The organism is Microbacterium memoriense, from assembly GCF_025398275.1.
GTDB lineage: Bacteria > Actinomycetota > Actinomycetes > Actinomycetales > Microbacteriaceae > Microbacterium > Microbacterium memoriense.
Map to the genome: position 1 here is coordinate 199315 of NZ_JAODOR010000008.1, position 12702 is coordinate 212016.

10 protein-coding genes are annotated in these 12702 nt (G+C 67.9%); 6 read left to right on the forward strand and 4 right to left on the reverse strand.

The window, feature by feature from the left end; all coding sequences use genetic code 11:
* Nucleotides 1-18: 18 nt before the first annotated feature.
* Complete coding sequence (gene gabT, locus N4R40_RS07395; protein WP_261606715.1) at nt 19-1377, reverse strand: 4-aminobutyrate--2-oxoglutarate transaminase; 1359 nt, start codon at nt 1375-1377, stop codon at nt 19-21.
* 100 nt (nt 1378-1477) lie between these two features.
* On the opposite strand from gabT, the gene N4R40_RS07400 reads away from it, so the two are divergent.
* A complete protein-coding gene (locus N4R40_RS07400) occupies nt 1478-3007 on the forward strand; it encodes a helix-turn-helix domain-containing protein (RefSeq protein ID WP_261606716.1) in 1530 nt (509 codons plus the stop codon).
* An 8-nt stretch (nt 3008-3015) separates the two neighbouring features.
* Here the strand turns inward: N4R40_RS07400 and N4R40_RS07405 are convergent, their stop codons facing one another.
* Nucleotides 3016-4476 carry a helix-turn-helix transcriptional regulator gene (locus tag N4R40_RS07405; RefSeq protein WP_261606717.1) on the reverse strand — a complete coding sequence of 487 codons (1461 nt, stop codon included), beginning with the start codon at nt 4474-4476 and terminating at the stop codon, nt 3016-3018.
* 144 nt (nt 4477-4620) lie between these two features.
* Here N4R40_RS07405 and aceB point away from each other — a divergent pair, with 144 nt between their 5' ends.
* From aceB to N4R40_RS07430, 5 genes are all read left to right on the forward strand, one after another.
* Nucleotides 4621-6243, forward strand: a complete 1623-nt coding sequence (aceB, locus tag N4R40_RS07410; protein WP_261606718.1) for a malate synthase A — start codon at nt 4621-4623, stop codon at nt 6241-6243.
* Nucleotides 6244-6286: 43 nt separating this feature from the next.
* A complete protein-coding gene (locus tag N4R40_RS07415; RefSeq protein WP_261606719.1) occupies nt 6287-7882 on the forward strand; it encodes an isocitrate lyase in 1596 nt (531 codons plus the stop codon).
* A gap of 74 nt (nt 7883-7956) precedes the next feature.
* The gene (locus N4R40_RS07420) at nt 7957-8217 is read left to right on the forward strand and encodes a hypothetical protein (RefSeq protein ID WP_261606720.1); all 261 of its coding nucleotides are present in this window, start codon (nt 7957-7959) and stop codon (nt 8215-8217) included.
* Nucleotides 8218-8258: 41 nt separating this feature from the next.
* On the forward strand, nt 8259-9392 hold the full coding sequence (locus N4R40_RS07425) for an alkaline phosphatase family protein (RefSeq protein WP_261606721.1): 1134 nt from the start codon (nt 8259-8261) through the stop codon (nt 9390-9392).
* A 37-nt stretch (nt 9393-9429) separates the two neighbouring features.
* Nucleotides 9430-10629, forward strand: coding sequence for a pyridoxal phosphate-dependent aminotransferase (locus N4R40_RS07430; protein ID WP_261606722.1), 1200 nt, complete (start codon nt 9430-9432; stop codon nt 10627-10629).
* A gap of 59 nt (nt 10630-10688) precedes the next feature.
* On the opposite strand, the gene N4R40_RS07435 is transcribed toward N4R40_RS07430, so the two are convergent.
* Together N4R40_RS07435 and N4R40_RS07440 are read right to left on the reverse strand one after the other, a co-directional pair.
* Nucleotides 10689-11198 carry a hypothetical protein gene (locus tag N4R40_RS07435; protein WP_261606723.1) on the reverse strand — a complete coding sequence of 170 codons (510 nt, stop codon included), beginning with the start codon at nt 11196-11198 and terminating at the stop codon, nt 10689-10691.
* A complete protein-coding gene (locus N4R40_RS07440) occupies nt 11195-12400 on the reverse strand; it encodes a serine/threonine-protein kinase (RefSeq protein ID WP_261606724.1) in 1206 nt (401 codons plus the stop codon). Before N4R40_RS07440 ends, N4R40_RS07435 begins: the two co-directional genes overlap by 4 nt.
* Nucleotides 12401-12702: the final 302 nt, after the last annotated feature.

The following is a 12702-nucleotide window of genomic DNA, read 5'->3' on the forward strand; positions in this document are numbered from 1 at the left end:
CAGCGCACTCGGTGGTGCTCAGGCTGCGGCGAGGGCCGCGGCGACGACGTCGAGGCCCTCGTGGAGGAGGTTGTCGCCGATGGAGAGCGGCGGCAGGAACCGGACGACGTTGCCGTATGTCCCACACGTCAGGACGATGACGCCCTCCGCGATCGCGGCCTTGGCCACGGCCGCGGTGAGCGCGGCATCCGGAGCCTTCGTAGCGGGATCGACGAACTCGGCGGCGATCATGGCGCCAAAGCCGCGCACCTCGCCGATACGCGGATCGCCGGCCTGCATCGACTCCAGGCGCGCGCGCAGGATCTCCCCGATCTCGCGCGCGCGTTCGAGCAGCCCCTCGTTCTCGAACGCCTCGATCGAGGCCAATGCGGCCGCACAGGCGACGGGGTTTCCTCCGTAGGTTCCCCCCAGCCCGCCGCTGTGCGACGCATCCATGATCTCGGCGCGACCCGTCACGGCGGCCAGTGGCATGCCCCCCGCGATCCCCTTGGCCGTCGTGACGAGATCGGGAACGATGCCGAACAGTTCGCTCGCGAACATGACGCCGGTGCGCGCGAAACCGGACTGCACCTCATCGGCGATGAAGACGACGCCGTTCGCGCGACACCAGTCCACGATCGCCGGCAAGAAGCCCTCGGCGGGGACGATGAAGCCACCCTCGCCCTGAATCGGCTCGATGATGACAGCGGCGAGATTCGCGGCGCCGATCTGCTTGTCCATGATCGAAATCGCGCGGGCGGCCGCATCCGCTCCCGACAGCCCGTCCCGGTACGGGTACGACATCGGTGCACGGTAGATCTCGCCGGCGAACGGTCCGAACCCGCTCTTGTACGGCATCGCCTTCGCCGTGAGGCCCATCGTGAGGTTCGTGCGTCCGTGGTAGGCGTGGTCGAAGGCGACGACCGCCTGGCGTCCCGTCGCCTTGCGGGCGATCTTCACCGCGTTCTCGACCGCTTCGGCACCGGAGTTGAACAGCGCGGTCTTCTTTTCGTGGTCACCCGGCGTCAGACGGTTCAGCGCCTCGGCGACGGCGACGTAGTCCTCGTACGGCGAGATCATGAAACAGGTGTGCGTGAACTGCGCGGCTTGCGCCGCGATCGCGGCCGCGACTTTCGGGTGGGCGCTGCCGACGGTCGTCACGGCGATTCCGGACCCCAGATCGATGAGGGAGTTGCCGTCGGCATCGACCACGACGCCACCCCCCGCAGCAACCGCGTGGATCGGCACGGTGTGTCCGACCCCGGCCGCGACGGCAGCCGCTTTGCGGGCAAGCAGTTCCTGCGACCGCGGTCCGGGGAGCGCGGTGACGAGCCGGCGTTCCTGCGGCAACGTCGGGCCGCCGAGAGGGATCGTGAGAGTCGCATCGATGAAGCTCATGCCGGTGAGCGTAGGCCGCGACGCCCGTCGCAGACACCTTCCCCGGTGTACATTTTCCACTGTGCGGTATACACCGCGTCCATCACCGACGGAGGTGCGCATGAGCAATGACCCTCAGCCCACGCTGCGCGCGTTGCTCGGACGCCGAGAACTCGGACTGCGGCTGGATTCCGCTGAGGACGCTCTGCGTCCGGATGCGCTCGATGCACCACTGCGGTGGGTGCACAGTTCGGACCTCGCCGATCCGACACCGTTCCTCGCCGACGACCTGCTCCTGCTGACCACCGGCACGCAGTTCGCGGTCGACGCCGAGCCGGACGACTACCGCGCGTACGTCACCCGCCTGCGCAGCCGGGGAGTGCAGGGACTCGGGTTCGGCACCGAAGTGGTGCGGGACGGCATCCCCCCTGCCTTGGCCGAGGCGTGCCGGGACGCGGGGATGCCGCTGTTCGAGGTCCCGTATCGCACGCCCTTCATCGCCCTGGCCCGCGCGAATGCCGAGGCGGTCGCCGCCCAGGCCTACGCGCGCCGCACGTGGGCGCTGTCGGCGCAGCGGGCGATCTCGCTCGCCGCACTGCGGCCTGACGGCCTCGGCGCGACGGTGGCCGAGCTCGGCCGCCAGCTCGGCGCGTGGACCGGGCTCTTCGACGCGACCGGGGCTTTGGCCCGGGAGCACCCCTCGGGTGGGCTCGACCCGGACGTCCGGGTCGAACTGACCGCAGAAGTCGGTGCGGTGCTCCGACGCGGTGCGCGCGCGGGATCGAGCGTCGAGATCGGCGGCGAGCGCTTCACTCTGCAGACCCTGGGGCGCGGCGGGCATCTCCGCGGCGCGATCGTCATCGCCGGCGGCGAACTGGACCTCGAGGGCCGTGGCGTGGTGACCTCCGTCATCGCGATGGCCGGCCTCGCACTCGAACAGAACGTCGGACTCAATCGCGCACGCGATCTGCTGCGTGCCGGCCTCGTGCACAGCCTCTTGACCGATGACCCCAGCCTCGCGCGGCGGGTCGCCCGCGAGTTGTGGGGCGCCCTGCCCTCGGCGCCCATCGTGGTGGCGGTGGCCACCGTCGCCCCCGCCCGAGCCGATGCCGCCGCTGACTGGCTGGAGCTGCGTCGGACCGATCGCTCCGTCTTCCATGGGCGCGGTGCCGCGGGCCTCGTCATCGCCGTCTCCGCGGAGGACCATGATCTTCTCGACGAGTTCGCGACCCTCTTCGGCGCAACCATCGGCGCCTCCCAGACGAGCGCGTACACGGCGTTCGCGCATGCGCATGCGCAAGCGGTGACCGCGCGCAACCGACGAGGCACGATCGGCCACGTAGCCCGCTTCGATGATCTCGCTGGGGAGGGGGTGCTCGCCCAGCTCGCCGGGCCGGACGCCCGCGCCGTCGCCGAAGCCCACCTCGCGCCGCTCCGCACGCACGACGAAGCGCACGGCACGGTACTCCTGTCGACCGTCCGGGTCTGGCTCGAGCACGATGCGCGGATCGACGCCGCCGCACGGAGCCTCGGCATCCACCGCCATACAGTGCGCGCACGCGTGGCTCAGGCGCAGACGTTGTTGCGCGTCGACCTGTCGGCCTTCCCCGCACGCGCCGAACTCTGGGCCGCGCTCGTCTCGACGGCCTGACGCCTGAGTCAGGATGCCGGTGAGTGCGCGTCCAGGAACTCGTACAGGTCGGTTGTGTCGACCCCGGGGAAGGCCCCGGTCGGGAGGGTGGCCAGGAGCGTCCGCGGAGTCCGGACGTTCGGCCACGCCTGATCGCGCCATGTCGCCTCCAGACCCTCCGGGGCGCGTCGGCAGCACACCTCGGCCGAGTGCCGTGAGATCCCACGGTGAGCCGTTTCGCGACCGATGAACCACTTCGTATCGTCGAAGCGCACACCCACGCTCACCGAGTGCGCCCCTTCACTCGACGCTTCCACGCGCGCCGTGCACCAGAACGTCCCGTTGCCGGTGTCGGTGTATTGGTAGTACGGGTTGAACTTGTCGGGCACGTCGAACACTGTCCGACTCGTCCACCGTCGACAGCACAACTGCCCCTCGATCGAGCCGAGTCGATCGGCGGGGAAGTTCACGTCGTCGTTCTCGTAGGCCTTCGTGATCGTGCCCGACTCGTGCACTTTCAGGAAGTGCACCGGAATGTCGAGGTGCCGGGTGGCGAGGTTCGTGAACCGGTGCGCCGCCGTCTCGTACGAGACGGAGTAGGCGTCGCGGAGGTCTTCGATCGAGATCGCACGACGCGCTTTCGCATCCTGAAGGAACGGCACGGCGTGCGCCTCGGGGATGAGGAGCGCCCCGGTCAAGTAATTGGTTTCGACCCGTTGCCGCAAGAACTCCGCATAAGAGCGCGGCTCGCTGTGCCCCAAAATGCGACTGGCCAGCGCCTGCAACACCGCGGTACGCGAATCGCCCTTCGCGGGAACCGTGCTCGAGAGATAGAGGCGGCCGTTCTTGAGGTCGGCGACGCTGCGGGTGGACTGCGGCAAGTCGGCGACGTAGTGCAGGGAGAACCCGAGGTGCGCCGCGATGTCAGACGCCGTGCGCTGCGTCAGGGGACCGCCGGGATGGTCGACGGCATCGAGGATCGCGCGCGCATGGTCTTCGAGCTCGGCGAAGTAGTTGTCTTGCCGACGCATGAGATGACGCAACTCGACGTTGGCGCGCCGCGCCTCTTCGGGCGTCGCGGAACGCTCGTCCGTGAGCCGCTCGATCTCGGCCTGCAGGACGAGCATCGCGTGCAGGGCTTCGTCGGGGACTGCCTTGCCGATCCGGAACGGCGCGATGCCGAGCGCCTGGAACGTCGGTCCCTTCATGGCGCGCTCGAGGGCGATCTCGCGCGTGGCGCGCTGGTCGAGCGGCTGCGCTTCGAGCAACTGGTCGATCGTCGTCCCGAGCGCGTGAGCGATGGCCTGCAGGAGCGTCAGCTTCGGTTCGCGCTTGCCGGTTTCGATCATCGACAGCTGACTGGGGGCGCGTTCCACGGATGCCGCCAGCTCGTCGAGCGTCATCGACTTCGCCGTCCGCAACTGGCGGATCCGGCGGCCGATCGTGAGGGCGTCGGCGACGTGGTCCGAGCGGACTTCATCGTTCGTCATGACGGGAAGTGTGTCATGAAACGTGAATTTCGGCAAAACTTCACAGCCGTTTTGGTCACAGGGGGTGCGAACTTTCACTGAGAGTGGATGCCAGAGGCCGCAAGGTCGATGCCACCGCCACCATCAACGCAGAAGGACAGGGCCATGACTCCCACCGCCACCGGCACCGCGCCCATCACGATCACGGGCACGATGCGCCCTCGTTACGACGAGATCCTGACTCCCGAAGCGCTCGCGTTCGTCGCCGATCTGCACATCCGCTTCGGAGGTCGTCGCCATGACCGGCTTGCTGACCGCATGCGCCGTCGGTTCGAGATCGGCAACGGCCACGATCCTCAGTTCCGCGCCGACACTGCGCACATCCGCGACGATGCCGATTGGCGTGTCGCGGGAGCCGGCCCCGGCCTCGAGGACCGCCGTGTCGAGATCACCGGCCCCACCGACCCGAAGATGACGATCAACGCGCTGAACTCGGGCGCGAAGGTCTGGCTCGCCGATCAGGAGGATGCGACCAGCCCGACCTGGCGCAACGTCATCGAGGGCCAGCTGTCGCTCCGCGATGCCATCCGCGGCGAGTTGACCTTCACGAGCCCCGAGGGCAAGGTCTACGAGGTCACCGCCGAACGCACGCCGACGATCGTGATGCGCCCGCGCGGCTGGCACCTTGTCGAGAAGCACATCACGCTGACCGACCGCGCGGGCCGTGAACTTGCGGCATCCGGTTCGCTGGTCGACTTCGGCCTGTACTTCTTCCACAACGCCCAGCGGCTCATCGACAACGGTGTCGGCCCGTACTTCTACCTCCCGAAGATCGAATCGGCCGAAGAGGCGAAGCTCTGGGACGATGTCTTCACCTTCAGTGAGGACTACGTCGGCATCGCGCACGGAACCATTCGGGCGACCGTGCTGATCGAGACGCTGCCGGCCGCGTTCGAGATGGAAGAGATCCTTTTCGAACTGCGCGACCACATCGCCGGTCTCAACGCGGGCCGCTGGGATTACATCTTCTCGATGATCAAGAACTACCGCGGTCGCGGAGCACGCTTCGTCCTGCCCGATCGCAGTCAGGTCACGATGACCGTGCCGTTCATGCGCGCCTACACCGACCTGCTGGTGCAGACGTGCCACAAGCGCGGCGCCTTCGCAATCGGCGGCATGAGCGCATTCATCCCGAACCGCCGCGACCCGGAGGTCACGGCGCAGGCGTTCGAGAAGGTTTCCGCGGACAAGAAGCGTGAAGCCGGCGACGGCTTCGACGGCACCTGGGTCGCCCACCCGGATCTGATCCCCGTGGCTCAGGCGGAGTTCGACGCCGTGTTGGGCGAGCGGCCCAACCAGGTCGATCGCCAGCGCCCCGAGGTGCACGTGCAGGCGTCACAGCTCATCGATGTGCACATCGGCCTGCCGATCTCGACCGCCGGCGTGTACGGCAACGTGTCGGTGGCGATCCGCTACATCGAGGCGTGGCTGCGTGGCCTGGGCGCCGTCGCGATCGACAACCTGATGGAGGATGCCGCGACCGCCGAGATCTCCCGGTCCCAGGTGTGGCAGTGGATCCATCAGGACCGTTCGACCGACGACGGCACGAAGATCACCCGCGAGTACATCGAAGGGCTGATCGCGCGGGTGCTGGGCGAAGTGACACGCACCGGCGGCGACCGGTTCGACGACGCCGCGGAGATCTTCCGCGAGGTAGCGCTCGGCGACGACTTCCCCACGTTCCTGACGCTCACGGCCTATTCGAACTACCTCGTCGACGCCGACTGAGCGCCCCCTCCTTCACAACCAACGACACCGAAAGAGAACCGACATGACCACATACGACGACGACGTCCGATCCATCGACGCACTCAAGACCCAGATCGGCTCCGCCTGGCACGCGATCGATCCCGAGAATGTCGCCCGCATGCGTGCGCAGAATCGTTTCCGGACGGGTCTGGAGATCGCGCAGTACACCGCCGACATCATGCGCCGGGATATGGCCGAGTACGACGGCGACTCCTCCGCGTACACGCAGTCGCTCGGGGTCTGGCACGGATTCATCGGACAGCAGAAGCTCATCTCGATCAAGAAGCACCTGAAGTCCACCGACAAGCGCTACCTCTACCTCTCGGGGTGGATGGTCGCGGCACTCCGCTCGGAGTTCGGACCTCTGCCGGACCAGTCGATGCACGAGAAGACCTCGGTGCCCGCGCTCATCACCGAGTTGTACACGTTCTTGCGGCAAGCGGATGCCCGGGAACTCGACCTGTTGTTCGCGAAGCTCGACGACGCTCGCGCCGCCGGCGACGAGACGGCCGTCGAGTTCATCCAGTCTCAGATCGACACGTACGAGACGCACGTCGTTCCCATCATCGCCGACATCGACGCCGGCTTCGGAAACCCCGAAGCGACGTACCTTCTCGCGAAGAAGATGATCGAGGCGGGCGCGTGCGCGATCCAGATCGAGAACCAGGTGTCGGATGAGAAGCAGTGCGGTCACCAGGACGGCAAGGTCACGGTGCCGCACGAGGACTTCCTCGCGAAGATCAACGCGATCCGCTACGCATTCCTCGAATTGGGCATCGACAACGGCGTGATCGTCGCCCGCACCGACTCACTCGGCGCCGGGCTCACGCAAAAGCTCGCCGTCTCGCACGAGCCCGGAGACCTCGGAGATCAGTACAACGCGTTCCTCGATGTCGAAGAGGTCTCCCCCGACATGCTCGGTAACGGCGATGTGGTGATCACTCGTGACGGCCAGCTGCTGCGCCCGAAGCGGCTGGCGAGCAACCTGTACCAGTTCCGTCCCGGCACGGGTGAGGCGCGCTGCGTGCTCGACTGCATCACGTCACTGCAGAACGGCGCGGACCTGCTCTGGATCGAGACTGAGAAACCGCACATCGCTCAGATCGCCGGGATGGTCGATGAGATCCGCGCAGCGGTGCCCACCGCGAAGCTCGTCTACAACAACAGCCCGTCGTTCAACTGGACACTCAACTTCCGCCAGCAGGCGTACGACGCGCTCGCCCAGCAGGGTCAGGACATGTCTGCGTACGACCGGGCCGACCTCATGGACGTCACGTACGACGAGACGGACCTCGCCCGCTACGCCGACGACATGATCCGTTCGTTCCAGAAGGACAGTTCGGCTCGGGCCGGCATCTTCCATCACCTGATCACGCTGCCGACCTACCACACGGCCGCACTGTCGACCGATGATCTGGCAAAGGGCTACTTCGGAGACGAGGGCATGCTCGCTTACGTCAAGGGTGTCCAACGTCGCGAGATCCGCGAGGGGATCGCGACCGTCCGGCACCAGAACATGGCCGGAAGCGACATCGGCGACAACCACAAGGAGTACTTCGCCGGCGACGCGGCCCTCAAGGCCGGCGGCAAAGACAACACGATGAATCAGTTCAGCTGACGCGATCGGACGCTGCGTGAGAGAGCGGGGCGGGTGCGTCGGCATCCGGCCCTCTCCCGTGTGATCGTCGCTCGATGCGCCGGTCGATCCACACCGCCAGCCAGACGGCGCCGAGCATCTACAGCGGGTCGACCGACGCGATCATGCAGCAGCCGCAACCTGATCCCGGCGAAACCTACCCTCACGTCAACACTCAGCTCTTCGGAGTGATCGACCCGGCCTCCAACGCCGACCTGACGAACGGCCCGATCGCGGCTCCCTTCAACTCCCCCGCGGAGGAGCAGACGCCGACCAACGACGTTTCGTCACGGACTACATCGTCAACTACCGGCTGAGCAAACGCCGCGAGCCGACCGCCGATGAATACAGCGTCGCGATGGGTGGCTTCACGCCCGAAATGCTGCCGGTGATCTCGACGCTCGCCCGCGAGTTCGCCGTCTACGATCGCTGGTTCGCCGGGGTGCCCTCGCAAACCTTCTGCAACCGCTCGTTCTTCCACGCCTCCACGTCGCACGGGTACGTCACGAACCACAACGGCGACGACTACGAGAAGTGGATCAATGCGCCGGTCACGCCGACGATCTTCAACCGGTTGGAGGAAGCCGGCATCCCGTGGCGCGTCTATTACGACCCCACCCAGCTCGCCTCTCTCACCGGAATGCTGCACGCCTCGGTTCTGGAGCGGTACTGGAAGACGAACTTCCGCGACATGGACCAGTTCTATGCCGATGTGCGCGGCGGCACACTGCCGGCCTACGCGTTCGTCGAGCCGCGGATGGTGTTCAACCACAACGACATGCACCCACCGTGGGGAGAGCTTCGCGACGGTGAGCTGAAACTCGACGACGGGTCGAAGCTCCAGATCGACAACAGTGCGCACTCCGACGTCCGCGCCGGAGACAAGCTCGTTCAGGACATCTATGATGCCGTCCGCTCCAGCCGCAACACGACCGGGTCGAACGCGATGAACACAGCGCTCGTCATCACGTTCGACGAGCACGGTGGGACCTTCGATCATGTCGCCCCTCCGGGCGCGACTCCTCCCGGAACAGGCGAACCCGGCGAAATGGGATTCGCGTTCGATCGCCTCGGCCTCCGAGTGCCGGCCATCGTCGTGAGCGCCTACACGGCCGCCGGAACCGTGATCCACGACGAGATGCACCACGGCTCGATCATCAACACTCTCTGCCGCCAGCACGGGCTGCGCCCGCTCAATGCGCGGGATGCCGGGGCCAACCCGATCTTCAACGCGATCAACAGCTCGTCGCCCCGCCAGCCCTACACCTGGCCGAAGCCGACGTCGCTGTGGAAACCAGCGAACCCCGAGGCTGTCGCCGAACACACGACCGAGGCACACAAACGCCGCCCGCTGACGTCGCCGGCACGGGGGCTCCTTGGGCTGCTCATGTCGCGATTCAGCCGCGAATCCGCCGTCCCGAAGACGTACGGCGAGGCGTATGACGCGCTGGTGAACTACGGCGAAGGTCTGTTCGGCACAGTCGATCCCTGACCGCACATCCGTGGCGTGAGCCGACTACGCTCGAACCGTGACCGAACGCGCTCCGCTCTCCCGCAAACTGTCCGCCATCGCCGAGTCGGCGACACTCAAGGTCGACGCGAAAGCCAAGGCTCTCCAAGCGGCCGGTCGCCCCGTGATCTCCTACGCGGCGGGCGAGCCCGACTTCGCGACGCCGCAGTTCATCGTGGATGCCGCCGCCGAGGCGCTGCACGACCCCGCGAACTATCGCTACACGCCCGCTGCCGGACTCCCCGTCCTGCGCGAGGCGATCGCCGCCAAGACGCTGCGCGACTCGGGTCTCGAGGTCGCGGCGTCGCAGGTCGTCGTGACCAACGGCGGCAAGCAGGCGGTCTACCAGGCGTTCCAGGCGGTCGTGAACCCCGGTGACGAAGTGCTGCTGCCCGCGCCGTACTGGACGACCTACCCGGAAGCGATCACGCTGGCCGACGGGACCCCCGTCGAGGTCTTCGCCGGAGCAGACCAGGACTACAAGGTCACCGTCGCGCAGCTCGAGGCCGCCCGCACCGACAAGACGACGGTGCTCGTCTTCGTCTCGCCGTCCAACCCGACCGGCGCGGTCTACACACCCGAGGAGACCCGCGCGATCGGTGAATGGGCGCTCGAGCACGGCATCTGGGTCATCAGCGACGAGATCTACCAGAACCTCGTCTACGAGGGTGTGCGTGCCGTCTCGATCGTCGAGGCCGTGCCCGAGCTCGCCGGACAGACGATCCTCGTCAACGGCGTCGCGAAGACGTACGCGATGACCGGATGGCGGGTGGGCTGGATGGTCGGCCCCGCCGACGCCATCAAAGTCGCCGCGAACCTGCAGTCGCACCTCAGCTCGAACGTCAACAACATCGCGCAGCGGGCGGCGCTGGCGGCGCTGACCGGGCCGCAGACCGAGGTCGAGCAGATGCGTCAGGCTTTCGACCGCCGCCGGACGCTCATCGTCGGCGAGCTGTCGAAGATCCCCGGCGTCACGGTGCCGAACCCGCTCGGCGCGTTCTACGTCTACCCTGACGTCACGGGACTCCTCGGCCGGGAATGGGCCGGGGTCACCCCGACCACCTCCCTAGAGCTGGCCGATCTCATCCTGGACAAGGCCGAGGTGGCCGTCGTCCCCGGCGAGGCGTTCGGCCCGTCCGGATACCTGCGCCTGTCGTACGCACTCGGCGATGACCAGATCCTCGCGGGCGTGCAGCGGCTGCAGGAGCTCTTCCGCTGACCTCCCCCGGGCGCCGCCTGGATCACCGAAGGCACGCGTGGCGACCGGATCACCCGGTGTCAGCCGCCATTCCCCTTGCCGTTGCCGTTGCCGTTGCCGTTGTTGCCGTTGCCGTTGCCGTCGTTCTTGCCGTTGTCGTTTTTGTCCTTGCCGCTGTTCCCGCTGTTGCCGCTGTTCCCACTGACGTCGGTCGACCCGTCGCCGGGCGTCTCCGCGCTTCCGCCGCCGGTGTCCTCCGTCACCGCCGGGGCGGGCGGCACCGTCGCCGCCGCGATGGCCTCCAGGTCGGCCCGGACCAGATCGATCGAGCGCTGCACGGACGCCGCCCGCGAGGCCGTGATCTCGTCTGCAGCACCCGCCGTGTCGAGGCGCTGCTGCAGCGCATCGAGCTCGGAAAGTGCCGCTGCGGTGTCCCCCGCCGCGACGTGCGCGGCGACGGCCGCGACGGTCTCCTGCATGTCCCGGCCGGCCGCGTCGGCGAGACCCGGGGCGGGGCCGGCGCAGGCCGCCAGCAGGATCGCGAAGGTCGCGATGGCCACGGAGGCCGCGACGCGGAAGGCGGAGGTCATGGTGTCACCGAGTCCCAGAGCTGATCGAGGTGGGCGCCGAGCGGGTCTTCGATGCTCGGCAGCACCGGTTCGGCGGGCGGCGCCGCGAGGGATCCCCAGATGATCAGGCCGGAGATGGCGAACGCGAGGAGGATGGCGGCCACCACCGCGAATGGGAGCCATCGAGCGCGCTCCGGCTGCGGCGCACCCGGAGCTGCGGACAACGGCTCCTCCCACACGCGCGTCACGCCGTCATGGTCGACCGGAGGCCCAGACACACCGGAGTCGCTCGCCACCGGGCCGTCCGCGATGGTGATCGCCGGCGCGAGTGCCGTGGCCGCCGGTGCGGCAGCTGCCGCTGCGTCACCACCCGATCCGCCGAAGCCGCTGACCGCGACGACGACGTCGAGTGCTGAAGGCCGATCAGCAGGTTCGGCGGCGGTCATGCTCGTGAGGAGGGCCGCCCATTCCGACCCCAGATGCGCCGGGACCGGCGGGGCCTGTGACAAGCGGGCCAGTGCCGCCTCATGGGGCGTCTTCTGCGCGAACGCCCGAACGCCCGTGAGCGACTCGAGCAGGACGAGCCCGAGGGCGTAGATGTCGGCGGCCGGGGTCGGGGCGGCGCCGCGGACCTGCTCCGGGCTCACGTAGGCGGCCGTGCCGATCAGCAGCCCGGGGGTGGTCAGTCGTGTCGAGTCGACGAGGTACGCGATGCCGAAATCCGCCAGCTTCGCCCGGAACTCCTCACCCGGAACGGGGGACGTGCGCAGCAGCACGTTGGACGGTTTTATGTCACGATGCACGACCCCCGCGGCGTGCACGACGTGGAGCGCGTCCGCGAGGTCGCGGGCCACCGTCGCCACGACATCCTCGGGGATCGGGCCCCGCAGGATGCGGCCGGCGAGGGTCGGACCGTCCACGAACTCCATCACGAGGTAGTTGGGCGCGGGCCCCTCGACGTGCGCGTCGAACAGCGTCACCAGGGCGGGGTGGTTCAGTCCCGCGAGCAGTCGCGTCTCGGACGTCGCACGTGCGGCATCCGCTGTCCCCTCCCGGAAGACCTTGATCGCAACGGTCCGTCCGAGCAACTCGTCCTGGGCGAGATGGACGACGCCCATGCCGCCTTCGCCGATGGGTGACTGCAGAATGTAGCGCCCGCCGAGGCGCCGACCGCCGGGTCGCACCGGTGCGGTCGGGAGCGACTGCTCCATCCCCTCCGTCATGACATCCCCCCGGGTACGCGCGGGCTGCCGCGCGCCCTCTACGTTAGAGGGTGCGGTCCGCATCCACCCAACGGGTTGACATCGCGGCGCTCTCGCGCAAGACGAGTCACACGAGCGCGTGGGCGTGGATGCCGGAGGTCGTGGTCGTCCCGGTGAGTTCGAGGGAGAGCTGACACCCTCACTGAAGGCGATGCGACTGCGCATCGGAGGAGTATCGGGGGTTGCCACCGTCGCGGCGGGGGCGTCCTTCATCTGTCATCGGTCTCGGATGCGCGCACGCGCGTTAACGAGAAAAGGCCACC

Bases quoted from the DNA above. Each gene is read 5' to 3' on its own strand.
- N4R40_RS07405 (WP_261606717.1), bottom strand. From the start codon at position 4,476: ATGACGAACGATGAAGTCCGCTCGGACCACGTCGCCGACGCCCTCACG.
- gabT (WP_261606715.1), bottom strand. From the start codon at position 1,377: ATGAGCTTCATCGATGCGACTCTCACGATCCCTCTCGGCGGCCCGACG.
- N4R40_RS07440 (WP_261606724.1), bottom strand. From the start codon at position 12,400: ATGACGGAGGGGATGGAGCAGTCGCTCCCGACCGCACCGGTGCGACCC.
- N4R40_RS07400 (WP_261606716.1), top strand. From the start codon at position 1,478: ATGAGCAATGACCCTCAGCCCACGCTGCGCGCGTTGCTCGGACGCCGA.
- N4R40_RS07415 (WP_261606719.1), top strand. From the start codon at position 6,287: ATGACCACATACGACGACGACGTCCGATCCATCGACGCACTCAAGACC.
- aceB (WP_261606718.1), top strand. From the start codon at position 4,621: ATGACTCCCACCGCCACCGGCACCGCGCCCATCACGATCACGGGCACG.
- N4R40_RS07420 (WP_261606720.1), top strand. From the start codon at position 7,957: ATGCGCCGGTCGATCCACACCGCCAGCCAGACGGCGCCGAGCATCTAC.
- N4R40_RS07435 (WP_261606723.1), bottom strand. From the start codon at position 11,198: ATGACCTCCGCCTTCCGCGTCGCGGCCTCCGTGGCCATCGCGACCTTC.
- N4R40_RS07425 (WP_261606721.1), top strand. From the start codon at position 8,259: ATGGGTGGCTTCACGCCCGAAATGCTGCCGGTGATCTCGACGCTCGCC.